At 61.9% G+C, this 23,563-nt stretch carries 23 protein-coding genes, 1 tRNA gene and 1 pseudogene; 15 read left to right on the top strand and 10 right to left on the bottom strand.

Translation table 11 applies throughout. The features are described 5' to 3' along the window. Window positions 1-3 precede the first annotated feature (3 nt). Window positions 4-1,074 (bottom strand): pyruvate dehydrogenase (acetyl-transferring) E1 component subunit alpha, encoded by a 1,071-nt coding sequence (pdhA, locus tag ACZ1G8_RS13180; protein ID WP_222442408.1) that lies wholly within the window; start codon window positions 1,072-1,074, stop codon window positions 4-6. Window positions 1,075-1,211: 137 nt separating this feature from the next. Beyond that, window positions 1,212-1,526 (bottom strand): FtsB family cell division protein, encoded by a 315-nt coding sequence (locus ACZ1G8_RS13185; RefSeq protein WP_221428412.1) that lies wholly within the window; start codon window positions 1,524-1,526, stop codon window positions 1,212-1,214. Between the two features lie 144 nt (window positions 1,527-1,670). On the opposite strand from ACZ1G8_RS13185, the gene hppD reads away from it, so the two are divergent. From hppD to ACZ1G8_RS13210, 5 genes are all read left to right on the top strand, one after another. Then, entirely contained in the window at window positions 1,671-2,777 is a 1,107-nt protein-coding gene (hppD, locus tag ACZ1G8_RS13190) for a 4-hydroxyphenylpyruvate dioxygenase (protein WP_472679786.1), read from the top strand. Then, window positions 2,774-3,346, top strand: a complete 573-nt coding sequence (locus ACZ1G8_RS13195) for a VOC family protein (protein WP_472679787.1) — start codon at window positions 2,774-2,776, stop codon at window positions 3,344-3,346. Before hppD ends, ACZ1G8_RS13195 begins: the two co-directional genes overlap by 4 nt. 76 nt (window positions 3,347-3,422) lie before the next feature. After that, window positions 3,423-4,301, top strand: coding sequence for a mechanosensitive ion channel family protein (locus ACZ1G8_RS13200; protein ID WP_472679788.1), 879 nt, complete (start codon window positions 3,423-3,425; stop codon window positions 4,299-4,301). Between the two features lie 74 nt (window positions 4,302-4,375). Next, a complete protein-coding gene (locus ACZ1G8_RS13205) occupies window positions 4,376-5,290 on the top strand; it encodes a haloalkane dehalogenase (RefSeq protein ID WP_472679789.1) in 915 nt (304 codons plus the stop codon). Next, window positions 5,287-6,462 carry an MFS transporter gene (locus ACZ1G8_RS13210; protein WP_472679790.1) on the top strand — a complete coding sequence of 392 codons (1,176 nt, stop codon included), beginning with the start codon at window positions 5,287-5,289 and terminating at the stop codon, window positions 6,460-6,462. The genes ACZ1G8_RS13205 and ACZ1G8_RS13210 overlap by 4 nt, the downstream gene beginning before the upstream one ends. An 8-nt stretch (window positions 6,463-6,470) precedes the next feature. On the opposite strand, the gene ACZ1G8_RS13215 is transcribed toward ACZ1G8_RS13210, so the two are convergent. The 4 genes from ACZ1G8_RS13215 to grxC all read right to left on the bottom strand — a co-directional run bounded on the left by ACZ1G8_RS13215 (window position 6,471) and on the right by grxC (window position 8,141). Beyond that, a tRNA-Arg gene (locus ACZ1G8_RS13215) sits at window positions 6,471-6,547 on the bottom strand. A 39-nt stretch (window positions 6,548-6,586) separates the two neighbouring features. Then, window positions 6,587-7,051, bottom strand: a complete 465-nt coding sequence (locus tag ACZ1G8_RS13220; RefSeq protein ID WP_472679791.1) for a DUF1178 family protein — start codon at window positions 7,049-7,051, stop codon at window positions 6,587-6,589. Between the two features lie 7 nt (window positions 7,052-7,058). Beyond that, complete coding sequence (locus tag ACZ1G8_RS13225; RefSeq protein ID WP_472679792.1) at window positions 7,059-7,877, bottom strand: carbon-nitrogen hydrolase family protein; 819 nt, start codon at window positions 7,875-7,877, stop codon at window positions 7,059-7,061. Further along, window positions 7,878-8,141, bottom strand: a complete 264-nt coding sequence (grxC, locus tag ACZ1G8_RS13230) for a glutaredoxin 3 (RefSeq protein ID WP_222442416.1) — start codon at window positions 8,139-8,141, stop codon at window positions 7,878-7,880. Between the two features lie 166 nt (window positions 8,142-8,307). On the opposite strand from grxC, the gene ACZ1G8_RS13235 reads away from it, so the two are divergent. After that, a complete protein-coding gene (locus tag ACZ1G8_RS13235) occupies window positions 8,308-8,778 on the top strand; it encodes an Hsp20 family protein (RefSeq protein WP_472679793.1) in 471 nt (156 codons plus the stop codon). 340 nt (window positions 8,779-9,118) lie between these two features. Here the strand turns inward: ACZ1G8_RS13235 and ACZ1G8_RS13240 are convergent, their stop codons facing one another. The 3 genes from ACZ1G8_RS13240 to tpiA form a co-directional block, all read right to left on the bottom strand. Then, window positions 9,119-10,753: a CTP synthase gene (locus tag ACZ1G8_RS13240; RefSeq protein ID WP_472679794.1), complete on the bottom strand. Its 1,635-nt coding sequence runs from the start codon at window positions 10,751-10,753 to the stop codon at window positions 9,119-9,121. Window positions 10,754-10,855: 102 nt separating this feature from the next. Beyond that, a complete protein-coding gene (gene secG, locus ACZ1G8_RS13245; protein ID WP_472679795.1) occupies window positions 10,856-11,215 on the bottom strand; it encodes a preprotein translocase subunit SecG in 360 nt (119 codons plus the stop codon). Between the two features lie 68 nt (window positions 11,216-11,283). Beyond that, the gene (gene tpiA / locus ACZ1G8_RS13250) at window positions 11,284-12,045 is read right to left on the bottom strand and encodes a triose-phosphate isomerase (protein ID WP_472679796.1); all 762 of its coding nucleotides are present in this window, start codon (window positions 12,043-12,045) and stop codon (window positions 11,284-11,286) included. A 213-nt stretch (window positions 12,046-12,258) separates the two neighbouring features. Here tpiA and ACZ1G8_RS13255 point away from each other — a divergent pair, with 213 nt between their 5' ends. The 9 genes and pseudogenes from ACZ1G8_RS13255 (at window position 12,259) to lexA (ending at window position 21,290) form a co-directional block, all read left to right on the top strand. Continuing rightward, entirely contained in the window at window positions 12,259-14,202 is a 1,944-nt protein-coding gene (locus ACZ1G8_RS13255; protein ID WP_472679797.1) for a peptidylprolyl isomerase, read from the top strand. A gap of 8 nt (window positions 14,203-14,210) precedes the next feature. After that, complete coding sequence (trpE, locus tag ACZ1G8_RS13260; RefSeq protein ID WP_472679798.1) at window positions 14,211-15,725, top strand: anthranilate synthase component I; 1,515 nt, start codon at window positions 14,211-14,213, stop codon at window positions 15,723-15,725. Continuing rightward, the gene (locus tag ACZ1G8_RS13265) at window positions 15,722-16,570 is read left to right on the top strand and encodes a phosphodiester glycosidase family protein (protein WP_472679799.1); all 849 of its coding nucleotides are present in this window, start codon (window positions 15,722-15,724) and stop codon (window positions 16,568-16,570) included. The genes trpE and ACZ1G8_RS13265 overlap by 4 nt, the downstream gene beginning before the upstream one ends. Window positions 16,571-16,616: 46 nt before the next feature. After that, window positions 16,617-17,525 carry a prolyl aminopeptidase gene (gene pip / locus ACZ1G8_RS13270; RefSeq protein WP_472681261.1) on the top strand — a complete coding sequence of 303 codons (909 nt, stop codon included), beginning with the start codon at window positions 16,617-16,619 and terminating at the stop codon, window positions 17,523-17,525. A gap of 60 nt (window positions 17,526-17,585) precedes the next feature. Continuing rightward, window positions 17,586-18,200 (top strand): anthranilate synthase component II, encoded by a 615-nt coding sequence (locus tag ACZ1G8_RS13275; RefSeq protein WP_472679800.1) that lies wholly within the window; start codon window positions 17,586-17,588, stop codon window positions 18,198-18,200. Then, complete coding sequence (gene trpD, locus ACZ1G8_RS13280; RefSeq protein WP_472679801.1) at window positions 18,197-19,189, top strand: anthranilate phosphoribosyltransferase; 993 nt, start codon at window positions 18,197-18,199, stop codon at window positions 19,187-19,189. Before ACZ1G8_RS13275 ends, trpD begins: the two co-directional genes overlap by 4 nt. Then, window positions 19,186-19,980, top strand: coding sequence for an indole-3-glycerol phosphate synthase TrpC (trpC, locus tag ACZ1G8_RS13285; RefSeq protein WP_472679802.1), 795 nt, complete (start codon window positions 19,186-19,188; stop codon window positions 19,978-19,980). The genes trpD and trpC overlap by 4 nt, the downstream gene beginning before the upstream one ends. A gap of 1 nt (window position 19,981) precedes the next feature. Then, a pseudogene (moaC, locus tag ACZ1G8_RS13290) lies at window positions 19,982-20,456 on the top strand (cyclic pyranopterin monophosphate synthase MoaC). 141 nt (window positions 20,457-20,597) lie between these two features. Then, complete coding sequence (gene lexA, locus ACZ1G8_RS13295) at window positions 20,598-21,290, top strand: transcriptional repressor LexA (RefSeq protein ID WP_472679803.1); 693 nt, start codon at window positions 20,598-20,600, stop codon at window positions 21,288-21,290. Between the two features lie 67 nt (window positions 21,291-21,357). Here lexA and ACZ1G8_RS13300 read toward each other — a convergent pair whose 3' ends face one another. Then, entirely contained in the window at window positions 21,358-23,544 is a 2,187-nt protein-coding gene (locus tag ACZ1G8_RS13300) for a ComEC/Rec2 family competence protein (RefSeq protein WP_472679804.1), read from the bottom strand. Between the last annotated feature and the right edge of the window lie 19 nt (window positions 23,545-23,563).

Consider the following 23,563-nt stretch of genomic DNA (forward strand, 5'->3'; position numbering starts at 1 on the left):
GGCTTAGTACTCCTCCACCAGGACATCGGTGTAGAGTTCGCTCGGATCCGGCTCGGGCGAGTTTTCGGCGAAGTCTGCCGCCTCGCTCACCACCTTGCGGATGTCCTTGTCGATGGCTTTCAAATCGTCCTCGCTGCTGCCCTGTTCGATCAGGGTCTTCTTCAGGCCTTCGATCGGATCGCGATGCTCGCGCATGTCCTGTACTTCCTCGCGGGTGCGGTACTTCGCCGGGTCCGACATCGAGTGTCCGCGATAACGATAGGTTTCGCATTCCATGAGAACGGGGCCCCTGCCCTCGCGGACGTGCTTGAAGGCGATTTCGGCAGCCTGGCGCACTTCGAGCACGTCCATGCCGTTGACCTTCATACCCGGGATGCGGAACGCGGTGCCGCGGCGGTAGAACTCGGTCTCCGCCGAGGAACGGCTGACCGCCGTGCCCATGGCATACTGGTTGTTCTCGATCACGAAGACGATCGGGAGCTTCCAGAGAGAGGCCATGTTGAAGGTCTCGTAGACCTGGCCCTGGTTGGCTGCACCGTCACCAAAATAGGCAAGACACAGGCCGCCGTCTTCGTTGTACTGGTGGGCGAGTGCCAAACCGCCGCCAAGCGCGACCTGCGCGCCGACGATGCCGTGGCCGCCGTAGAACTTATGCTCGGTCGAGAACATGTGCATCGACCCGCCCTTGCCCTTCGAGATGCCGGCTTCGCGGCCCGTGAGCTCGGCCATGATGACCTTGGGATCGATACCGTAGGCGAGCATGTGCCCGTGGTCGCGATAACCGGTGATCACGCTGTCGAGCTTTTCCGTCAGCGCGGACTGCAGGCCGACTGCGACCGCTTCCTGTCCGATGTAAAGGTGGCAAAAGCCCCCGATGAGGCCGAGGCCGTAAAGCTGGCCGGCGCGCTCTTCGAAACGACGGATGAGCAGCATCTGCTCGTAAAAGTCCTGCATCTGCTCCTTCGACGCATCGAAGCGCTTGTTCTTCTCGAACTCTTCCTGGAGCGAGTGGAGCGCGAAGTCCGGGTTTTCCGCGGGGCTTCTGGGGGTCTTGTTCTTGGGGGCCTTGGCCAAAATGCTTGTCCCTTTTCCTGTCGGGGAATTCTCTCTGCCCGCGCCTATAGGCACAGCCTCGTGGGCAGCGCAACGGGGCGCAGCGTCTGCATACGAAAACCTTACGGAAATGAGGGGTTCCGGCTGACCGGAGAGCTTCAGTCGTCGAGCTTGATCACGACTTCGTCAGGATGGACGACATTGAGCTGGCTTCGCAGCAATTCACCGACCATATCGGGGTCGGCGTGATCCGGATGCAGCAGCTGGACCTTGTTTTCGAGCGCCGCCCGTTCTTTCTGGAGCGCTTCGAGCTGGGCTTCACGCTGGTCGAGAAGACGCAGGTTCTCACTCCATGCGAGAAGACCCGAGGGACCGGCAATCCCGAGGCCGCCGAGCACGAGCAGGACGGCAAGCGCCGCATTCTGCGTCGTCTTCCGTTTACGTCCGAGATCGAGTCTGCCCTGCCGCCTCATGAAACGCACAGAATCACAGTTAACCTTCGGGTGCAAGGACAAAAGCGGAACCCCCAGCGCGTTCACTATGTTGGTTTGTTGACAGACAGGCACTCCACGCCTATTTGGTTTCCATTGAAACTATCTAGTGGACAGAGGATTTCCATGCCCGACCTTTTCGAAAATCCCATCGGCCTCGACGGCTTCGAATTCGTCGAATTCTGCGCCCCCGAAAAGGGCGTGATCGAACCCGTTTTCAAGGCGATGGGCTTCACGCAGGTCGCTACGCACCGCTCGAAGGACGTCGACCTGTGGCGCCAGGGCAGCATCAACCTCATCCTTAACTACGAACCGCGCAGCGCAGCATGGTACTTTGCTCGCGAACATGGCCCCTCGGCGTGCGGCATGGGCTTCCGCGTCCGTGACGCGAAGAAAGCTTATGAAGAGCTGCTCGAGCGTGGCGCTGAACCCGTCGCTGTCGAAACCGGCCCGATGGAACTGCGCATCCCCGCCATCCGCGGCATCGGCGGCGCGATCGTTTACCTGATCGATCGATATGCAGACGAAGATGGTGAAGGCCTGTCGATCTACGACATCGACTTCGAATATCTCAAGGGCGTCGAAAAGTGGCCGAAGGGCGCTGGCTTCAACGTCATCGATCATCTCACGCACAACGTCTACAACGGCCGCATGAAGTACTGGGCGGACTACTACGAATCGCTCTTCAACTTCCGCGAAATTCGCTTCTTCGACATCAAGGGCGAGTATACCGGGCTCACTTCCAAGGCGCTCACCGCACCCGACGGTAAGATCCGCATTCCGCTCAATGAAGAAGGCGAAGGCGGCAAGGGTCAGATCGAAGAGTTCCTGCGCGAATTCAACGGCGAAGGCATCCAGCACATCGCCCTCATCTGCGACGATCTCGTCCAGTGCTGGGACAATCTCAAGGAGCTGGGCGTACCATTCATGACCGCCCCGCCCGAGACCTATTACGAAATGCTCGACGAACGTCTCCCGGGTCACGGCGAGCCGGTGGGCGAGCTCCAGATGCGCGGCATCCTCCTCGACGGCACGACCGAAGGCGGTCAGCCGCGCCTTCTCCTGCAGATCTTCGCAGAAGCGCAGGTCGGACCGGTGTTCTTCGAATTCATCCAGCGTAAGGGCGATGAAGGCTTCGGCGAAGGCAACTTCAAGGCGCTATTCGAGAGCATGGAACGCGACCAGATCAAGCGCGGCGTGCTCGAAGTGAGCGAGACGGAGCCTGCCGAATGAGCGACGTTGCCGAACACCCCGTGAAACTGGGCGGCGTCCACCACGCTGCCTACCGCTGTAAGGACGCGAAAGAGACCGTTGAGTGGTACGGCAAGGTCCTCGGCATGGATTACACCACCGCATTTGCGGAGGACCATGTTCCGTCGACCGGCGCCTACGATCCCTACATGCACGTCTTCCTCGATGCGGGTAACGGCAACATCCTCGCGTTCTTCGAGCTACCTAACCAGAAGGATATGGGCCGCGACGAGAATACACCGGCCTGGGTCCAGCACCTCGCCTTCCGCGTAGGCAGCGAGGAAGAACTGCTCGCGGCCAAGGAACACATCGAGGGCCTTGGCATCGATGTCCTCGGGCCGACGCACCACGGCATCTTCAAGTCGATTTACTTCTTCGATCCGAATGGGCACCGCGTCGAACTCGCGGCCGACATCGGCACCGAAGAACAGTATGCCGAGCTCAAGCGCGTTGCGCCGCTGATGCTCGACGAATGGAGCCAGACAAAGAAGGCTCCTCGCCACGCCGACTGGCTGCACGAGATCGCGCGCAAGGAGCACGGACACGGTTAATCGCCGCTAAGCGCGATTTTCCGCGATTTCGGAACCCGTTGCGGTGCACACCGTTGCCCCGCAAAGGGAGCTTTGTGTGAATTACATCGAAACGCTGCGCGCGCAGCTACAGGGAATGGCCGAAGGTTTCGTCGAAAGCCTTCCCAGCCTGGCCATCGCGCTCTTCATCGTCATCATCACTTGGGTTGTCGCGCGTTTCGCGGTGAAGATCTCGGACATGATCGTCGGGCGCACCGAAATCCGTGCCAGCCTGAAGAATCTTGTCGACACTGCCGTAAGGCTGACAATCTGGATCATCGGCCTGTTTATTGCGGCAGTCGTGGTGATGCCGGACCTGACACCCGCCAGCCTGCTGGCAGGGCTCGGCATCGGCGCTGTCGCGATCGGCTTTGCCTTTCAGGACATCTTCGAGAACTTCTTCGCCGGCATCCTGATCATGCTGCGCGAGAAGATGCGCATCGGCGACATCATCGAGTGCGAGGGGATCACCGGCAAGGTCGAGCACATAACCCTTCGCGAAACCCATGTTCGCAAGCTATCGGGCGAACTCACGGTCGTTCCCAATTCGATCCTGTTCAAGAATCCTGTCGAGATCTTCACTGACGGGGACCAGCGCCGCCACGAAGTCGTTGTCGGGGTATCCTACGACACCAATCTCGACCATGCCGCCACCGTCATCCGCCGCGCTGTGGAAGGCATAGACGACGTACTCGCCAGCAAGGGCATCGACATCTTCGCGCAGGAATTCAACTCGAGTTCGGTCGATTTTCTGGTGCGCTGGTGGGCCGGCTCCACTCCGCGTTCGGGCTGGGAGAGCAAGGACAAGGTCGTCCGCGGCATCAAGGCGGCGCTCGACGAAGCAGGGATCGAGATCCCCTTTCCCTATGTCACTCATACCTTCAAGGAAACGGTCCCCGTCAGCAAGCTGGGTGACAGCAGCAAGCCGACGCCCTAAAGGTTGCAAAGAGAAACGGGAGTACGGCATTGGGTCGCCCCTTGCCGCTCCCACGCAATCGGGGAGATTAAGGCATGCAGATCCTTCGCACACCGGCAGAACGTTTTGCCGATATCCCGGATTATCCCTTCGCGGAAAACTGGATCGAGATCGATCTGGGTGATGGCCTGACCGCCAACCAACACTACGTCGACGAAGGTGACAAGGACGCCCCGCCCGTGCTGCTGTTCCACGGCGAGCCGAGCTGGTCTTTTCTCTATCGCAAGATGATCCCCATCCTCGTCGATGCCGGATTCCGCGTGCTCGCACCCGACCTCATCGGTTTCGGCAAGAGCGACAAGCCGGACGACATCGATTTCTTCACCTACGAACGCCACGTCAGCTGGCTCAAGCAATGGCGCGCCAAGGTCGAATCCCGTCCTGCTGCGCTGTTCTGCCAGGACTGGGGCGGCCTTCTCGGCCTGCGCATGGTGGCGCACGATCCCGATCTCTTCGCTTGCGTGGTAGCCAGCAACACGTTCCTGCCTGCAGGTGGAACCCCCTCCCCCGCATTCCTTGCATGGCGCGAATTCGCCCGCTCTTCGCCCGACTTCAAGATCGGGCCGCTACTTGATCGTGCGACACAAACACCGCTCACCGAAGCCGAGATCGCTGCCTACGATGCGCCCTTCCCTGACGAACCTTCCAAGGCTGCTGCGCGCGCTTTCCCCGCGCTTGTCCCAGTCGAAAACGGGATGCCCGGGGTGGAGGACAACAAGGCTGCCTGGCCTAACCTGGCGGCCTTCGACAAGCCGTTCCTCACGCTTTTCGGTGACGAGGATCCCATCACCAAAGGCAGCGAGAAGTTCCTCATCGACCGTATTGCTGGCGCCAAGGGGCTCGATCACGAGACGCTCAGTCCGTGCGGACACTTCTGCCAGGAAGACCAGGCCCAGAGGCTCTCGCAAGGCGTCATCGACATGGCCCGCAAGGCCGGTCTCCTGAAGTGAGGGAACCCGCGCGGCTGAGCCGCACGCAGGAATACCTCCTTGCGGTGGCCGCGGCCGTCGTGACCGCCAACGCCTACTATATTCATCCGATCATCGGTGATGTCGCCGCGCATTTCGGTGTGGGCGAGGCGCGGATCGGTCTTGTCCCGGCTCTCAACCAGCTGGCGCTCGCGGTCGGCATCCTCCTGCTCTTGCCGCTTGGCGACCGCTATTCGAACCGCCGCCTGACGGTTCTTTTCGCAATCGGCCAGACTGCCTCGCTTGCCCTCATGACCCTCGCGCCGGATTTCGTGACATTCACTGCCGGATCGACGCTACTCGGATTCTGCACCATCGCCCCTTACCTTCTGCCCGCCTATGCCTCCAAGCGCGTGGCGCCCGAACGCCTCGGCCAGGTCACTGCGCTCCTCACTGCCGGTGTCATCTTCGGTATCCTGCTAGCACGGGTAGGCGCCGGATGGATCGCAGAGCAATTCGGATGGCGCACGGTCTACTGGATCGCGACAACCCTCATGGTTGCCATCACACTTGCCCTTCCCCGCCTGATGGAGAGCGGCGAGCGGTCGCCCGGGAGTATTAGGTACTGGCCACTCGTTTTCTCGGTCTTCCGGCTCGCCGGACAGTACCGCGAGGTCTTGCTCTCGGGCGCAATACAGGCGCTTAACTTTGCGCAGTTCATTGCCCTGTGGCTTGCCCTGGCCCTCTACCTGACTGCACCGCCGTTGAATTACGGCACCGACGTGGTCGGCTACCTCGCTGCAATCGCGGCAGTCAGCATCTTCTCGACCCCGCGCCTCGGGCATTGGTCAGACATGGTGGGTCCTCGAAGGGCGCGCGTAGTCTTTGCAGGCATCCAGCTTGTGGGGATTGCGCTCTTGTGGCCGTTGGGCGGCTCTGTCTGGACGCTTCTCATTCCGCTGGTCATCGTCAACCTGGTAGGGCCGGCAGTCGACGTGACCGGACGAATGACCTTCCTCTCGCTCGAGCCCGACCTGCGCACACGACTAACGACGGTTTACATCGTGATCATGTTCGTTGGCGGCGGGCTTGGCAGCCTGCTGGGCACAGCAGTTTACGACGCCTTCGGCTGGTCCGGCGTCTGCATCATGCTAACGCTGTCGTCGGCCGTCCTGACGCTTCTTTGTGGCGTGGCCCGGAAGCTCGGCAGGTAGGAAGGAAATGGTGCGCCCGACAGGATTCGAACCTGTGGCCCCCAGATTAGGAATCTGGTGCTCTATCCGACTGAGCTACGGGCGCCCCGGGGCGTTCGTATAGCGGCTCGCCGTAAAGAAACAATCAGTTGAGTTCGTCGGGCTCGGCGACCGGGAAAAGTATCGGCGCGACCGAGATACCTTCATTCGCAAGATCCTCAGCCTCCTTGCGGGTGGCCTTCCCGTGGATCGGTGCCTCGTCCTTTTCGCCATAGTGCTGCGAGCGCGCTTCGTCGGCAAACTTGTCGCCGACCCATGTACTGCTCTCGAGCGCCTTGGCCTGTGCCTTGGCGAGCTGCTTCAGCGCTTTCTCGACCTCGGGCGGCATGGGCGCGTTGGAAAGCTGAGCCTCCTTGCCCGCCGGAAGGGCTTCGACCGTATTACCCTTAGCGCCGACAGCAGGTGCCATAGGCGCCTTGCCGACAGCCGTGCTGCCACATTGCGGGCAATCCACAAGCCCCCGTTCGCGCTGGCTTTCGTAGTCGGCAGACGAGCCGAACCAGCCCTCGAACTTGTGGCCATTGTCGCAGTGGAGGTCGAAGACAATCATGCGGGCGCTATTTGGCTATTTCGCGCCGGTTCGCAAGGCTTGGAACCTGTTGGCGAACATCTTCGATGCGTGGCAGATCGATGTCCGCAAATCCAAGGCCCGGTCCCTCGCCGCCCATATCGAGAATGATCTCTCCCCAGGGGTCGATCACCAGGCTGTGGCCATAAGTCTCACGGCCGTCTTCATGCGTGCCGACTTGCGCGGCTGCGATGAGGAACGCGCTGGCCTCGATCGCACGGGCCCTCAGAAGGACGTGCCAGTGGGCCTTCCCCGTGGGAACAGTAAAGGCCGCGGGAACGGCAATCGTATCGCAGCGAAGGTTGCCCAGTTTCTCGAAGAGCGCCGGGAAACGCATGTCGTAGCAGATCGATAGGCCTAGCCTGCCGACAGGCGTGTCCTCGACCGCCACGACCTCGTTCCCCGGTTCATAGGCGTTGGACTCGCGCCAGCTTTCGCCGCTCTCGAGATCCACGTCGAACATGTGCATCTTGTCATAGGTCGCGGCGGCATCGCTCACACCTTGCTTGAAATAGTAGGCGCGGTTGACCCACTTTCCGCCGGAGTGCGCCACGGCCATGGAGCCGATCGCAAGATCGATCCCCGCCTCGGTTGCGAGGGCCGCCAAACGGTCCGGGTATTCTCTGGACGCTGCTTCGACCAGCGGGGCGGCGCGTTTCCGGTTCCTGTCCAGCAGGACCGACATTTCGGGAGTGAACAGAACCTGCGCCCCACCTGCACCGGCTTCGCGCGCAGCATTGCGGATCGTTTCGAAATTCACCTCGGGATCGATGCCCGATTGCATCTGCAGGACGGCTATAAGCGGCATTCAGCCCTCGAGAAGAGCGTCCAGCTTACCTGCACGTTCCAGCTCAGCCAGTTCATCCGAACCGCCGACATAGGTGTCACCGATGAAAATCTGCGGGACGGTACGTGCTGCCGGTGCGCGTTCGAGCATTTCGTCGCGCTTGGGACCTCCCATGGTGATGTCATGTTCGGCATAGGTCGCGCCCTTCTTGTCGAGCAGCGCCTTGGCGCGATAGCAGAAGCCGCAGCCGAACTTGGTGTAGATGTCGATATGAGGCTGGCTCATGTAAATTCCTTGGTCGCTTGGCCGGAGAATAGGGTGTTGCAAGGTGTCTTGAAAGCCCTTTGCCCTTCCCTATCTTGATTGTGTCGCTGCATGGTGCGGCGATGCGGGAGTGCCGCTGACGGGCTCCCAATACATACTCAAATTGCTCACAGGAGGATTTGTTTCGATGAACCGTTTTGACACCACCCCCTATCGCCGTTCGACCGTTGGTTTCGACCGCCTTTTCGACCTGATGGAACGTCAGGCTCGCAATGCCGGCGGCGACAACTATCCGCCGTTCAACATCGAACGCCGTGACGAGGACCAGTACCGCATCACCCTGGCAGTGGCCGGGTTCCGCGCTCAGGACCTCGACATCACCGCCCAGCAGAACCTGCTCACGATCCAGGGCCGCAAGCGCGACGATGAGGTCGATGGCGAAATGCTGCACGTCGGCATCGCAAACCGCGGCTTCGAACGCCGCTTCGACCTTGCCGACTACGTCCGCGTCGAAAACGCCGACCTCAAGGACGGCATGCTGGTGATCGACCTCGTGCGCGAAGTGCCTGAGGCGATGAAGCCGAAGAAGATTTCCATCGGCGACCAGAAGCCGCTCGAGGTGATCGACGGCGACAAGGACGACAGCGCAGCCGCCTGATAGCGGCTCAATTCCAAGCTTAGACAGGAATCGAAAGGGGGCGGCCTCGTAAGAGGACCGCCCCCGCGACGTCTAGCGCCGCCAAGTCCCGAATTCGGTCGTCCGGGTCGCAGAAGACAACCGGGTTCGAGACAAGCCCCACCGCTGGCTGGCGCAGCGAAAACTGCAATGACTAAAGGCATTTGCGCCCCTGAGTCGGCAGCGTTCTGCAACAGATATATCAAAAGATAAAGGGACCGAACCGGGCCGCGACAAAGGGCGCTGTCGCGTGGTTACAAGCCCGCGACAACCGGTCTAATGATTACAAGCGTTTACCCGCCTGCATTTTTTGCAACTTTTTTTAGACCAGGCGCGCCTGTTCGAGCGCCGCACCGATGAATCCGGCAAAAAGCGGGTGCGGATCAAAGGGTTTCGACTTCAGTTCGGGGTGGAACTGTACGCCGACGAACCACGGATGGTCGGGTCGCTCGACGATTTCAGGAAGCAGGCCGTCTGGCGACATGCCCGAGAAGATCAGCCCCTGCCTTTCGAGCGGGTCGATGTACTTGTCGTTCACCTCGTAACGATGACGGTGACGCTCCGATATCTCGGTCGCGCCGCCATAGATCGACGAGACGTGGCTGTTGGCCGCAAGCTTCGCGTCATAGGCGCCGAGGCGCATCGTGCCGCCGAGATCGCCGTCAGCTTCCCGCTTCTGCAGGCCCTCTTCGGTCATCCACTCGGTAATGATACCGACTACCGGCTCGCTGGTTTCGCCGAATTCGGTCGAACTCGCCTTGTCGAAGCCGGCGTTACGCGCGCCTTCGATGCAGGCCATCTGCATGCCCAGGCAAATGCCGAGGAACGGGACCTTTCGCTCGCGCGCGAAGCGTACGCTGGCAATCTTGCCCTCGCTGCCGCGCTCGCCGAAGCCACCCGGAACCAGGATGCCGTGCATCGGCTCGAGCTGCGATGTGATGTCGGCATCGCTCTGCTCGAACACCTCCGCATCGATCCACTTGATGTTGACCTTGACGCGGTGCGCCATGCCGCCGTGAACGAGCGCTTCGTTCAACGACTTGTAGGCATCCTGCAGGCCGACATACTTGCCGACGACGCCGATCGTAACCTCACCTTCGGGGTTCGAGTGGCGGTCGACCACGTCGTACCAGCGCGACAGGTCGGGCTCGGGTGCATCGGTGATGCCGAATCCGCGCAGCACCTCGGTATCGAGGCCTTCCGCGTGGTACTGCAGAGGGACCGAGTAAATCGAAGGTGCGTCGAGCGCCGGAATGACCGCTTCCTTGCGCACGTTACAGAAGTTGGCAATCTTCTGGCGCTCGCCATCGGGGATCGGATGTTCGGCGCGGCACAGCAAAACGTCGGGCTTGATGCCGAGGCTTGCGAGTTCGCGGACCGAGTGCTGCGTCGGCTTGGTCTTCAGCTCGCCCGCCGCCGCGATGTAGGGCACCAGTGTCACGTGGACGCTGAGCGACTGCATCGGCTCGAGTTCGTTCCTGAGCTGGCGGATCGCCTCCATGAACGGTAGGCTTTCGATATCGCCGACCGTACCGCCGATCTCGCACAGGATGAAATCGTGATCGTCCTGGCCTGCGAGCGCGAATTCTTTGATCGCGTCGGTGACGTGCGGGACGACCTGCACGGTCGCGCCGAGATAATCGCCGCGGCGCTCCTTAGCGATGATCTGCTGGTAGACCCGACCCGAAGTGATGTTGTCGCCCTGATGGGCGGACACGCCGGTGAAGCGTTCGTAGTGGCCGAGATCGAGATCGGTCTCGGCCCCGTCATCCGTCACATAGACCTCACCATGCTGATACGGGGACATCGTGCCCGGATCGACATTCAGATAGGGGTCGAACTTACGAATGCGGACCTTGTACCCGCGCGCCTGAAGGAGCGCTGCGAGCGAAGCCGCCATGAGACCTTTACCGAGCGAGGAGACCACGCCGCCGGTGATGAAAATATACCGCGCCATGGGAGTCGGGCCTTAAGCGTGGGGGTTGAGTCGGCGCAAGGGAAAAGGCGCGCTAAAAGCGCGCCATCCACAAGCGCAATGCGAATTTTGGTGCCCGAAGGCTTATTCGGCGAGCGGATCGTCTGCCGGAGTTGCTGGTGCCGGCTGTGCTGCGGGAGCAGCGCCCGGCCCGCCAAGCGGATCGAAATCTTCCACCGGAGCGGCATCGCCGCCCAGCGTGGTTTCGACCGTCGCGGCATCCTCGTTGACCGCCATCGCTGCCAGAGCGATCGACAGGACTACGAAGATAACTGCCAGCCACTTGGTAGAACGGGTCAGGAAGTCTGCCGCGCCGCGTGCGCTGAGCATGCCGCTCGGGCTACCGCCGATGCCGAGGCCGCCGCCTTCGCTGCGCTGCATCAGGATAACGGCAATCAGTGCTGCTGCGACGATTGCCTGTACGACGGTAAGGAAGAGGAACATTGGTGACCAACTCTATCGAATAATCTGTGCCTCGCGCATTTAGGCGCGCGGGTGTGAAACGGCAAGCGTCAGGCGTCTTCGCTTTCCGAAGCCGCAACGACGATACCGAGGAAACTTTCAGCGCTAAGGCTGGCCCCGCCCACGAGGGCACCGCCAACCTCAGGGGTCGACAGGATTTCACGAGCATTTTCGGGTTTCACCGAACCGCCGTAGAGGATGCGGACTTCTGCCGAAGTCTCTTCCCCATAGGTTTCATCCAGCAGGCCGCGGATCGCCTTGTGCATCGCCGCAATGTCCTTGATGGTCGCGGTCCGTCCCGTGCCGATTGCCCAGATGGGTTCATAGGCGACGGTCAGACGCTCGGCAGCATCCTCGATCTTGGGAAGACTGGCGGCGAGTTGCTTCAGAACGAACTCCTCCGCCTCGCCAGCGTCGCGCTTCTCAAGGCTTTCACCGCAGCACAGGATGATGCGCAGGCCCGCCTCGAGCGCGCTTTCGATCTTGGCATTGATGAGCTTGTTCGTCTCGCGGTGATCGTTCCGGCGTTCGCTGTGACCGAGGATAACGAACTTCGCGCCGGCATCGGCCAGCATGTTCGCCGAGATGTCGCCAGTGTGCGCGCCATCTTCGCCCGGGAAGCAATCCTGCGCACCCACACCGATCTGTTCGGCTTCGCGATGTACGGCGTGAATGAGGGTGTACGGCGGTGCCACGGCCACTTCGGCCTTCATGTAGCGCTGCGCCGCACGATCGATCGCGCGCGCTTCCGAAAGCATGGCGCGCGTACCGTTCATTTTCCAATTGCCAACAATGTAGGGCCGTTCGGCCATAGAATTATCCTGCTGCGTTCTGATTCAGGCGAGGCGCTATATAGGGACTGCGCGTGTCTTCGCCAGAGATGTTTGTTTCTGCACCAAAACCGGACGGGACCTGTTGCGGGGAGGTCGCAGGGCGGATAAAGCGCGCTGCACCAAAGGCAATGCACCGTGTCCGGCGTTGGATGTGGTGCGCCCCAAAGCACTGAAAAGGCCGCACCGCAAGCCATGCTCACTTTCTTCCGCAATTTCTTCAAATCCAAGATCGGTCTCGCCATCACCCTGGCGTTCCTCGGGCTCATCGCGTTTGCCTTTGCCAGCATGGATGTCTCCAGCACCGGCACCTTCGGCGGCGTGGCCGGCGGAGACAGCGTTGCTGTCGTGGGCGACGAGAAGATCGGCACGGCCGAACTGCAGCAGGCTGCGAACGACGCTCTGCGCGAAGCGCGGCAGGAAGACCCCGAAATCACAATGAACGAGCTGCTCGCCAACGGCGGTCTCGAGCGGATCCTCGACGATCTGATCGATCGCTATGCGATTACCGCATGGGGCGAAGACAACGGTTTCCGGGCAGGAAACAACCTCGTCAACTACGAGATCCGTAATATCCCGGCCGCGCGCGGGGCGACCGGCGAGTTCGACCAGAACGCCTACGCCCAGTTCCTCCAGTCAGCCCAGCTGACCGATGCAGGGCTCCGCCAGCAGCTGCGCACATCGCTCTATTTCCGCCAGACCATCCTTCCGGCGATCTACGGCGCGAAGCTGCCCGAATCGCTGGCCGAGAATTACGCGCAGACCTTCAAGGAGCGCCGCAGCGGCGCGATCGCCACTATCCCTGCGAGCCTCTATGCTCCGTCTGGCGATCCCAGCGACGAAGTCCTGACCGCCTTCTACAACGACAATAGCGAACGCTTCGTGCGTCCTGAGCGCCGCACCCTTCGATACGCAACTTTCGGCAGCGAAGCGCTTGGCGATCGTATCCAGCCATCAGAAGAAGATATCGCCGCTTATTTCAGCGCCAATGCCGCAGATTTCGAAGCGAAAGAAAGCCGCAGCTTCACTCAGCTCATCGTCTCGACGCGACAGGGCGCAGAGGCGATCGCAGCACGCGTCAACGCTGGCGCAACCTTTGCCCAGGCAGCGGCCGATGCGAATTTCCGTACCACGAGAATCGAAGGCGCGACGCGGGAGGAAGTCCGCGAACAGGCTTCGGGTTCCGACGCTGTCGTCAATGCCTACTTCGCTGTCGCGCAGGGTTCGCTGACAGAGCCTGCCCGCAGCCCGCTCGGCTGGCACCTCGCACGCGTCGACCGTGTAACCCAGGCACCGGCCCGTACCCTCGAGGATGCTCGCGAGGAAATCGTTGCTACGCTGCGCGAACGCAATCGCCAGCGCGGGATCGCAGAGCTCGCGGTGACCATCGAGGACCGCCTGTCCGACGGTGCATCGCTGACTGCCATCGCCGAGGAGCTGGACCTTGAACTGCAGACCACTGCTCCGCTGACTGCAGCCGGCCAGGTCTATGGTACTCCTCAGCGCGCACCGGACGTGCTGGCACCTGTCCTGAACTTCGCTTTCCAGATCAACGAGGGCGACACCGAGATCGGTGCACTGCCCGGAGGCGAGAATTTCCTCCTCTACGAAGTCGCGCGCATCACTCCGTCCGCCGCAGCTCCGCTCGCCGAGATCCGCGACGAAGCGATCGCCATCTGGCGCAGCGCCCGCGGTGACGAACTGGCCGAAGCTGCTGCCGACCGCATTCTCGCCCGCGTCGAGGAAGGTCGCACGCTTGCCGAAGCAGTTGCTGCCGAGGAAGCAGCGATCCGTGCTCCCGACGACGTCGAGTACAGCCGCGAACAGCTTGCACGTCTACAGGGTCGCAACGTCCCCGCACCGGTCGCACTGATGTTCGGCATGGCCCAGGGCACGACAAAAAAGCTCGAAGGCACCCGTGACCAAGGTTGGTACGTCGTCGCGCTCGAGACGATCACGCTCGACGAGCTCGAAGAGAACGACCCGATCATCGATCAGGCAAAGGCACAGGTCGCACAGGCCTGGAGCGGCGAATATGCCGAGCAGATGCTGCGTGCCATGCGCGCAGCCATCGGTGTCGAGCGCAACCAGACTGCGATCGACGCGGTGCGCCGCCAGCTCCTCGGCGAAACGAACTGAGGCCGCGCTTGGCAGGCCAACTTGAAGGCCGCGCAAGAGCGCACAGTGCGCTGGAGCAGGACAGGCCCGGGCTCGTCTGGAGAAGGCTAGTTGCCGATACGCTCACTCCGGTCGGCGCAGCGCTGCGCCTGATCGAGGAGGGGCGCGGCGATTTCCTGCTGGAATCGGTCGAGGGCGGCGAAGTTCGCGGGCGGTACAGCCTGCTCGGCCTCGATCCCGATCTCGTGTTCCGCGCCGATGGCGAGACAGCAGAAATCAACCGGTTCTGGGCTACCGATCGCGATGCCTTCGAGAAGCAAGCCGAGCCGACACTCGCCGCGCTCAGGACACTGCTCGATGAATGCCGGATCGACGTTCCGGAGGGATTGCCCCCTGCCCTCGCCTGCCTCGTCGGTTACTTCGGTTATGAAACCATCGGCCTCGTCGAAAAACTGCCTCGTGCAGAGAAGCAGGCGCTCGGTGTACCGGACATGCTTTTCGCGCGTCCGACGCTCCTGCTGGTCTTTGACAGCCTCAGCGACGAACTGTTCTGCATCGCACCACTGTGGCCGGACAATCCCAACCCTGAAGCTGCCATCTTCCAGGCGGAGGACCGTATTGACGCGGCCCTCGCCAAGCTGACCAGTGGTCTCGACCGTTCGGTCGCCAGCACCATCGACTACGCATCGCCCGAACCCCGACCCACAATGGCGAGCGAGGACTATGCCGCGATGGTCCACCGCGCGAAGGAGTACATCGAGGCAGGCGACATTTTCCAGGTCGTCCTCTCGCAGCGCTTCACTGCTCCCTTCAAGCTGCCGCCGATTTCGCTCTACCGTGCCTTGCGGCGCGTAAACCCCTCTCCCTTCCTCTATTTCCTCGACATGCCCGGATTTGCGGTCGTGGGATCGAGCCCCGAAATCCTCGTTCGCGTCCGTGACGGGGAAGTGACGGTGCGGCCGATCGCCGGCACGCGTCCCCGCGGCGCTACTCCCGAAGAGGACCGGGCCGCCGAAGCGTCGCTTCTCGCCGATCCCAAGGAACGCGCGGAGCATCTCATGCTACTGGACCTGGGCCGAAACGACGTCGGCCGGGTGGCCGAGAGCGGTACGGTCACGGTGACGGACAGCTTCACCGTAGAACGATACAGTCATGTCATGCATATTGTGAGCAATGTGGTCGGCCAGCTTGATGAATCGAAGGATGCGATCGACGCGCTGTTCGCGGGTTTCCCGGCGGGCACCGTCAGTGGTGCACCCAAGGTACGCGCCTGCGAAATCGTCGCCGAACTCGAACCTGCGACGCGCGGGCCTTATGCCGGCGGCGTCGGATATTTCGCGCCGGACGGCTCCCTCGATAGCTGCATCGTTTTGCGGACCGCTGTGGTGAAGGACGGGACGATGCATGTGCAGGCCGGCGCGGGTATCGTTGCCGATAGCGACCCTGCCTATGAACAGCGCGAGTGCGAAGCCAAGGCTGGTGCGCTCTTCGCCGCCGCGCGCGAGGCCGTGCGGCTCGCCGGTGAACCGGGGTACGGCCAATGATGCGCGCGATATTGCTCATGCCGCTAGCCTTGCTCGCAGGATGCGAGCCGCCAGCAGAAGGTGAGCCGGTCACCCGTACGCGTATCGACGGCAAGGCGGAACCGCAAGAGCAGGTCACTCCCACCTCGGAACCGACCGAGAGCGTCACGACGCAGGTCGAAAGCGCGTGCCGCTCGATCATCTTCGAGGATACGCCGCTCACCCACTGCCTTGCGATGCCATCGCGCCACACGATCTCTTCGGACCTTGGCCCCTCCGGAGGTGAACCCTATCGCAGCCTTTCGGCCTTCTCGCGCACCCGCGACAGCGCAAGTATCGCCTTCGCGATGAACGGCGGCATGTATGACGAGGACGGTGTCCCGATCGGCTACTATGTCGAGGATTCGGAGCGTCTCCAGACGCTCAACACGAACGATGGCGCGGGCAACTTCCACATGAAGCCCAACGGGGTGTTCTTCGGCTCCGACGGGAAATGGGAAGTGCGCAGCACCGACGACTTCCTCGCAAATGTCACCGAGCGCCCGCAGTTCGGTACGCAATCGGGCCCAATGCTGGTGATCGACGGCCAACTTCATCCTGAGATTTCGCATGACGGGGAATCGCGCCTAATCCGCAATGGCGTAGGCGTCGACGAACGTGGCCGTGCGCATTTCGTCATCTCGAATGCTCCGATCAGCTTCGGAAAGCTCGCGCGTTTCTTCCGCGACGAACTCGATGTGAAGAACGCGCTCTATCTCGATGGCAACGTGTCGGCCCTGTGGAACCCGGTCACCGAGCGCCTCGACACGGGCGCACCGATCGGCCCGATCATCGTGGTCGAAAAGAAGGAGGCATCCAGTGAGTAGCGAACGCCGCGGCCTTTACCCTGAAATCGAGCCCTACGAGACCGGCATGCTGGATGTCGGCGAAGGTCACTCTCTATATTACGAGCGCGTCGGCACGGCGGGCACCAAGCCCGCAGTCTTCCTTCACGGCGGCCCCGGAGGCGGCATGTCGGCGGACCATCGCCGCCAGTGGGACCCAGAGCTCTATGACGTACTTCTTTTCGACCAGCGCGGCTGCGGCAAATCGCTGCCGTTCGCCGAGATCGAGAACAACGACACCTGGCGCATCGTCGAGGACATTGAGCGCTTGCGCGAAATGTGCGGCCACGAGAAGTGGCAGGCATTCGGCGGCAGCTGGGGCTCCACCCTTGCCCTAGCCTACGCACAGAAATACCCCGAACGCGTCAGCGAACTGGTCCTGCGCGGCGTATTCCTTGCCCGCCAGACCGAGAAAGACTGGCTCTACACCTATGGCGCCAGCGAGATCATGGCCGAGCAGTGGGACGATTTCTCCGGTCTGATCCCGGAGGATGAACGCGGCGATCTCGTGCAGGCATATTACGACAGGCTCACCAGCGAGGACGAAGAAACCCGCCTCGCCGCTGCGAAGGAATGGTCGCTGTGGGAAGGCAATGTCGCAACGCTGCTGCCCGACGAGGACTTGCTCGACAGCTTCGCCGATCCCTCCAAGGCCGTCCCCTTCGCGCGCATATGCGCCAAGTTCTTTCTCGAGGACTTCTTCCTCGATGAGGCGCAACTGCTGAAGGATATCGACAAGATCAAGCACATCCCCGGCATCATCGTGCAGGGCCGTCACGACATCTGCACTCCGCCAACCTCCGCTTGGGCACTGAAGAAGGCCTGGCCGGAAGCCGAGCTCTGGATCGTCCACGATGCGGGCCATTCTGCCGGCGAACCCGGGCTCATCGACGGGCTGGTGCGCGCCACCGACAAGCTCGCGGGCAAGGAGGCGTGAGATGGCTGGCAGCTTTCCTTGCTTGAAAGGAAGGCCGATGCCCGCCAATCACGCTCAGCAATGACCGTTTCCCGTTCAATCCTCGTAATCGATAATTACGACAGCTTCACCTTCAACCTCGTCCACTACCTCATGGAACTGGGCGCTCAGGTTGAAGTCGTTCGCAATGACGCCATTACGGCGCGCGAGGCGCTGGAGCGCGATGTTGCGGGCTATCTCATTTCGCCGGGACCCTGTACTCCGAATGAGGCGGGTGTCAGCCTCGACCTCGTGGCCGCCTGTGCCGAAGCGAGGAAACCTCTGCTAGGCGTTTGCCTCGGGCACCAGTCGATCGGACAGTATTTCGGCGGACGCGTGGTGCGCGGTGGGCTCATGCACGGAAAGACCAGCCCGCTCACCCATGATGGGACGGGCGTCTTCGCGGGCCTTCCCTCGCCGTACGAGGCAACCCGCTATCACTCGCTCATCGTCGAGGACATTCCCGAGTGCCTGCTGGTGAACGCGACCAGCGAAACACCGGGCCTGGGCGGCTCGAGCGTCATGGGTTTCCGCCACCGTGACTTGCCCATCCACGGGGTGCAATTCCATCCCGAAAGCATCGCTACCGAGCATGGTCATGCATTGCTCGCCAATTTCCTCGAATTCTGCGGCATCGAAGCCAAGGAGCCCGCGTGAAGACCCTGCCCACTGCCGACACCCACCTGACAGAAGACAAGGCGCACGAGGTATTCGGCTGGATCCTTGACGGGGAAACTAGTGACGACGAGATTGGCCGCTTCCTGGTCGAAATGTCGGCGCGTAGCGAAACCTCCGAGGAAATCGCCGGGGCAGCCCGTGCCCTTCGCGATCGTCTGATCCCGATCGATGCGCCCGAGGGCACGGTCGATTGCTGCGGCACGGGCGGCGACGGTCATCATACGCTCAACGTCTCGACGGCGGTCAGCCTTCTGGTCGCCGCCAGCGGTGTCCCCGTGGCGAAGCACGGCAACCGTGCCGCGAGTAGCAAATCGGGCGCTGCAGACACGCTCGAAGCGCTTGGCCTCGATATGGAAGCAGCCGGAAGAACCGCCGAGAAGACCTTGGCGGAACTGGGGATTTGCTTCCTCTTCGCCAAGAACCATCATCCGGCCATGGGCCGCATCCAGCCCATTCGCCAGAAGCTTGGAGTGCGGACAATCTTCAACTTGATGGGGCCCTTGTCGAACCCGGCTGGCGTCAAGCGCCAGCTGATCGGAATCGCGCGCCCCGCCTATGTTCCGATCTACGCTGCCGCCAAAGCGAAACTCGGAACGGAACGCACTTTTATCGCCTCGGGTGACGAGGGACTCGACGAATTGAGTCTGGCAGGCGGAAACGAGTTCGCTGACGTCGCCGGCAATGATTTCGAGATGCGCCGGATCAATGCCGTTCAGGCAAACCTGCCTCACGCGCCTGTCGAAGCAATTCGCGGAGGCGACCCAGAACACAATGCCAAGGCGTTGGAAGCACTCCTACTCGGCGCACCAGGGCCCTATCGTGACGCTGTGCTCTTCAATGCCTCGGCGACGCTCATTGTGGCTGGCAAGACCGACGACTGGACCGAAGGTGCCGAAATGGCCGCCGAAGCGATAGATTCCGGCCGCGCAAAGCAGCTTCTCGCCGACTGGATCGCCCTCGCCCGATGAACAAGCTCGAACAAATCTGCGCAACCAAGCGAGATGAAGTCGCTGCACGCAAGGCGGAGCGCAGCCTTGACGAGCTCGACAGTATCGCCCGCGAGCAATCCGCGCCGCGCGGTTTCCAGAAGCGTCTCGCTGCGGCTCAGGACAGTGGCTTCGGCCTCATCGCCGAGATCAAGAAAGCTTCCCCGTCGAAAGGCCTCATCCGCGCCGACTTCCGGCCCGCTGAACACGCTCGTGCCTATGCGGCAGGCGGCGCAGCTTGCCTCTCTGTCCTGACAGACGCACCATATTTCCAAGGGCATGAAGACTACTTGGTAGAAGCACGGACGGCTTCTGATCTCCCCGTTTTGCGCAAGGACTTCATGGTCGATCCCTGGCAGGTCGCCGAGGCACGCGCACTCGGCGCCGATGCTATCCTGATCATCGTGGCTGCCCTCGAAAACAGCCTGATGGGTGAGATCGAAAGCGCAGCAATCGAACGCGGCATGGATGTCCTTGTGGAGGTTCACGACGCCGAGGAGCTCGAACGCGCTGCTGCGTTGACGTCACGCCTTCTCGGGGTAAACAATCGCAATCTCAAGACCTTCGAGACCGACCTTGCGACCACGGAGAAACTTTCCGCGCTCGCGCCAGCGGACGCATTGCTGGTCGGCGAGAGCGGAATAATCACTCACGAAGACTGCCAGCGGCTCTCCCGCTCCGGTGTACGGAGCTTTCTCGTCGGCGAGAGCCTGATGCGGCAAACTGACGTCGAGGCAGCCACCAGAACGCTGCTTCAGGGTCAGGGAAACTGACATGAGCCGCCTGACCCATCTCGACAAGCATGGCGCGGCCCGCATGGTCGATGTGGGAGGAAAGGCGCAAACGGCGCGTAGGGCCGTGGCAGAGGGCCGCATTAGGATGACGGCGGAGGCGCTAGAGGCAATCATGTCCGGAGAGACCGCGAAAGGCGATGCACTCGCTACAGCACGCATTGCGGGCATCATGGCTGCCAAGAAGGCTGGCGAGCTCATTCCTTTGTGCCATCCTCTAGGACTGGAAAGCGTCACCCTCGAATTCGACCGCGAGATCGGACGCTATACGCGTTACCGCAAGTGCCGCCCTGACCGGGAGAACCGGCGTGGAGATGGAAGCGATGACCGCTGCCAGCGTTGCGCTACTTACGCTTTACGACATGGGGAAGGCGCTCGACAAAGCGATGGTGATCGACGGCGTACGTCTCCTTGAAAAGCAAGGCGGCAAGTCCGGAAACTGGCGAGCAGAGGACTGAAACGGGAACGCCTGTTCTCCACATAACATGCTCCAGAATGGCGGGATTGCTTGACTTGCGAAAATTGGTTGCCTAATTGTTCCACATTCGTTCACAGGTTTGTGAACAGGATAAATGTGTAACGAATTGGGGAGTGACCCGATGCTGACTGCCAAGCAGCACGAATTGATCTGCTTCATCCAGGAACGTCTGGAAGAGACAGGCATCTCGCCCTCTTTCGAGGAAATGAAGGATGCTCTCGACCTCAAGAGCAAGTCGGGGGTCCATCGCCTGATCTCTGCGCTCGAGGAACGCGGTTTCATCCGCCGCCTGCCCAATCGGGCGCGCGCGCTGGAAATCATCAAGCTGCCCGAAGATTCGGTCACCAGCCCCTCCAAGCCGACCGCGCCTGCGAATGACGCCGTAGTCGCAGTGCATTCCGCGAAGGCAGTCGCGCCCGAACCGGCGAATGACATCATAGAGGTCCCGCTGCACGGCCGGATCGCCGCAGGCGCTCCGATCGAAGCGATCGAAGGACAGTCGAGCATGCCCGTCCCTGCCGCCCTCCTCGGCCCGGGCGATCACTATGCGCTCGAAGTCTCGGGCGATTCCATGATCGAAGCCGGCATCTTCGACGGCGACTTCGCTCTCGTGAAGCGCGCGGAAACTGCGCGCGATGGCGAGATCGTCGTTGCATTGGTCGATAACGAGGAAGCGACGCTGAAGTACCTGCGCAAGGAAGGTGCGATGGTCCGCCTCGATCCGGCGAACGGCGCTTACGAACCTCAGGTCTATGAGGCCGGCCGAGTGAAGGTTCAGGGCAAGCTTGCCGGGCTGCTGCGCCGCTATCACTGATACCCGGGCGGAGGAGTCCAGAGATTCCGAAAGGGCGCTCAAGCCGATGGGCGCCCTTCTTCTTTGCCTAATCAAATTCGGGCGGGTCCCACCAACCGTGCGCACCCTGCCCATGCGCTACCCGGTCGATCCGCTCATCCTTTAGGTGGATCGAAAGACCTCCATTCTCTGCAAGAAATCGGCCATCGGCCTTCAACCATTTCGGGGCGCAACTGCGCGGTAGCCAGCGATCGGCGATCACGATGTCGGCCTTCTCGCAAGCTGCTGCCAGTTGCCGCTCATCGATGCGGTTCTTGGTGCGAGCCACCATGAGATGCCAGGTGCGACCGCCCTTCACTATCGGTAGGCTGCAGAAGTCCGCGCTGCAGCGCGCCCCTTTCCATTGCGACACGAGCATGGGAACTGCCTCGGTTCCTGCCAGTTCGACGATGTTCTCCCGTGCGTATGATCCCGCTGTGTCTCGCAGGACGTAGACCATCCCTTCACTATCGACCAATCCAATGTCGCGACCATCCCGGGTCACGAGGATATCGGGCGTCGGGGTCGCCATCAGCATCGCCACGCCGACAAGGACCGGGAGGAAACCAAGCAGTCTTGCTCGCCCCCGCCAAAGCGCGAGCCAGAGGCTGCCCGCGAGGAACACAAGCACTGTGCCGAGCCCGATGTGCGGCACGAGTTTGACTGCTCCGGGTTGTCCGGCGGTTACGCGTGCGATCCACAGGAGAAGATCGAGCGATTGACCAGCCAGCCACCAGAACGGAGCACCTGCGCCGACGAGGTCGAATAGCAGCGCGACAGCGATCAGTGGCATCGACATGAATGTGACGAGTGGGATGGCAATGACATTGGCGAACGCCCCGTAGAGGCCCGCCCGGTGGAAATGGAACAGGACGATCGGGGTCAGCGCCAGCTCTATGACCACACCGGTCACGAACAGCATGAGCACGCGCCGCGCCAGCCAGCGGCCGCGCCCCTCTTCCCTCGGAGCAAGGAAGCCCTTCACCGGCTGCGAATTATGCAGTGCGACGATGGCGATGACTGCGGCAAAGCTCATCTGGAAACTCGGCCCGACGAGGGATTCGGGCCAGAGGAAGAGGACAGTAGCCGCCGCGACCGCCACCATGCGCAGGGATAAGGGCTCGCGCCCCAAAGCTAGTGCCACAAGCACGAGAAGCGCTCCGATGCAGCTTCTCACGGTCGGCACCTGGGCACCCGTAAGCAAGGTATAGGCGATCCCGGCCAGAGCAGCGATCGCTGCTGCGACGAGCGGCAGGCGTACGCGCAGAGTGAGCCAGGGCCACAAGGCGAGTAGCTTCGATGCGAGGAAATACGCCGCAGCGATGACGGCGCTCACGTGAAGGCCGCTGATCGAAAGCAGGTGGGTCAGACCCGCATCCCGCATGGCGACCTCGTCCTCCATCGAGATCGAACCGCGATCTCCGCTCGCGAAAGCCGCAGCTATCGTGCCCGACGCTCCGCCGAGCTGGTCTCTCACATGCGCCGAAAGCCAGCGCTGCACTTGCGCGATCGTGCCCTCCCCGCCCGGCGCTTCCTCGACCAAGCGAATAGTCCCCACCAGCGAGCCCGTAGCAGCGAAACCCTTGAACCAGGCTGCCCTTGCGAAATCATAGGCCCCGGGAAGGAGCGGTGCCGATGGGGGCATTAGGCGCGCTCTCGCTTCGATCCTTGCGCCTTCGCGCAGGAAATCCCGATCCTTATCGAGCGGCACGTTGACCCGGACACGCATGGCCCGCCCGTTCTCGGCATCGCGCGTAGCGAGCACGAGACGAATTCTTCCTTCTGCCGGCTGCTCCTCGCGTTCCAGAATCCTCGCATCGAGCACCATCACCGATGGTCGCGCCACTGGCTCCGCACCGACAGTCTCGGATCGCGCCCAGACCAGCACGAGGCCTAGGACGAATGCGACCCCGAAAGCCGTTCCTGCGAGAAGCAACTCCGCCCTGTCTTCGCGCTGCCGCCAGAGTGATTGCGCTGCCAGTGAAAGGACAAGTCCTCCGACGATTGCCAGTATCCACTGCCACTGGGCCCCAAGCACGAACCAGCTGCCCACTCCGCAGGCTAGGGCCACCACAAGCCAGGGACCACGGTCGAAGCCGGAAGCGCCAAGAAACCCCTCGATCCGGCTCGCGAATCTGGACAATAGGGCGCGCATGCGCCAAGGGCGCTGCACTGCAGCATCGGCGGTATCATCCGCATCGCCGAACGGAACCAGCGGCGTCCCCTGCGTCGCCATGTAAACTGTTGAAAGGATT

This window comes from Qipengyuania sp. BR81-2 (assembly GCF_055693895.1).

Excerpts from the sequence above, each read along its gene's own strand:
- ACZ1G8_RS13185 (WP_221428412.1), bottom strand. The coding sequence starts at position 1,526 with ATGAGGCGGCAGGGCAGACTCGATCTCGGACGTAAACGGAAGACGACG.
- hppD (WP_472679786.1), top strand. The coding sequence starts at position 1,671 with ATGCCCGACCTTTTCGAAAATCCCATCGGCCTCGACGGCTTCGAATTC.
- ACZ1G8_RS13195 (WP_472679787.1), top strand. The coding sequence starts at position 2,774 with ATGAGCGACGTTGCCGAACACCCCGTGAAACTGGGCGGCGTCCACCAC.
- ACZ1G8_RS13205 (WP_472679789.1), top strand. The coding sequence starts at position 4,376 with ATGCAGATCCTTCGCACACCGGCAGAACGTTTTGCCGATATCCCGGAT.
- ACZ1G8_RS13220 (WP_472679791.1), bottom strand. The coding sequence starts at position 7,051 with ATGATTGTCTTCGACCTCCACTGCGACAATGGCCACAAGTTCGAGGGC.
- ACZ1G8_RS13225 (WP_472679792.1), bottom strand. The coding sequence starts at position 7,877 with ATGCCGCTTATAGCCGTCCTGCAGATGCAATCGGGCATCGATCCCGAG.
- grxC (WP_222442416.1), bottom strand. The coding sequence starts at position 8,141 with ATGAGCCAGCCTCATATCGACATCTACACCAAGTTCGGCTGCGGCTTC.
- ACZ1G8_RS13235 (WP_472679793.1), top strand. The coding sequence starts at position 8,308 with ATGAACCGTTTTGACACCACCCCCTATCGCCGTTCGACCGTTGGTTTC.
- ACZ1G8_RS13240 (WP_472679794.1), bottom strand. The coding sequence starts at position 10,753 with ATGGCGCGGTATATTTTCATCACCGGCGGCGTGGTCTCCTCGCTCGGT.
- secG (WP_472679795.1), bottom strand. The coding sequence starts at position 11,215 with ATGTTCCTCTTCCTTACCGTCGTACAGGCAATCGTCGCAGCAGCACTG.
- tpiA (WP_472679796.1), bottom strand. The coding sequence starts at position 12,045 with ATGGCCGAACGGCCCTACATTGTTGGCAATTGGAAAATGAACGGTACG.
- ACZ1G8_RS13255 (WP_472679797.1), top strand. The coding sequence starts at position 12,259 with ATGCTCACTTTCTTCCGCAATTTCTTCAAATCCAAGATCGGTCTCGCC.
- ACZ1G8_RS13265 (WP_472679799.1), top strand. The coding sequence starts at position 15,722 with ATGATGCGCGCGATATTGCTCATGCCGCTAGCCTTGCTCGCAGGATGC.
- pip (WP_472681261.1), top strand. The coding sequence starts at position 16,617 with ATGCTGGATGTCGGCGAAGGTCACTCTCTATATTACGAGCGCGTCGGC.
- ACZ1G8_RS13275 (WP_472679800.1), top strand. The coding sequence starts at position 17,586 with ATGACCGTTTCCCGTTCAATCCTCGTAATCGATAATTACGACAGCTTC.
- trpC (WP_472679802.1), top strand. The coding sequence starts at position 19,186 with ATGAACAAGCTCGAACAAATCTGCGCAACCAAGCGAGATGAAGTCGCT.
- lexA (WP_472679803.1), top strand. The coding sequence starts at position 20,598 with ATGCTGACTGCCAAGCAGCACGAATTGATCTGCTTCATCCAGGAACGT.
- ACZ1G8_RS13300 (WP_472679804.1), bottom strand. The coding sequence starts at position 23,544 with ATGGCGACGCAGGGGACGCCGCTGGTTCCGTTCGGCGATGCGGATGAT.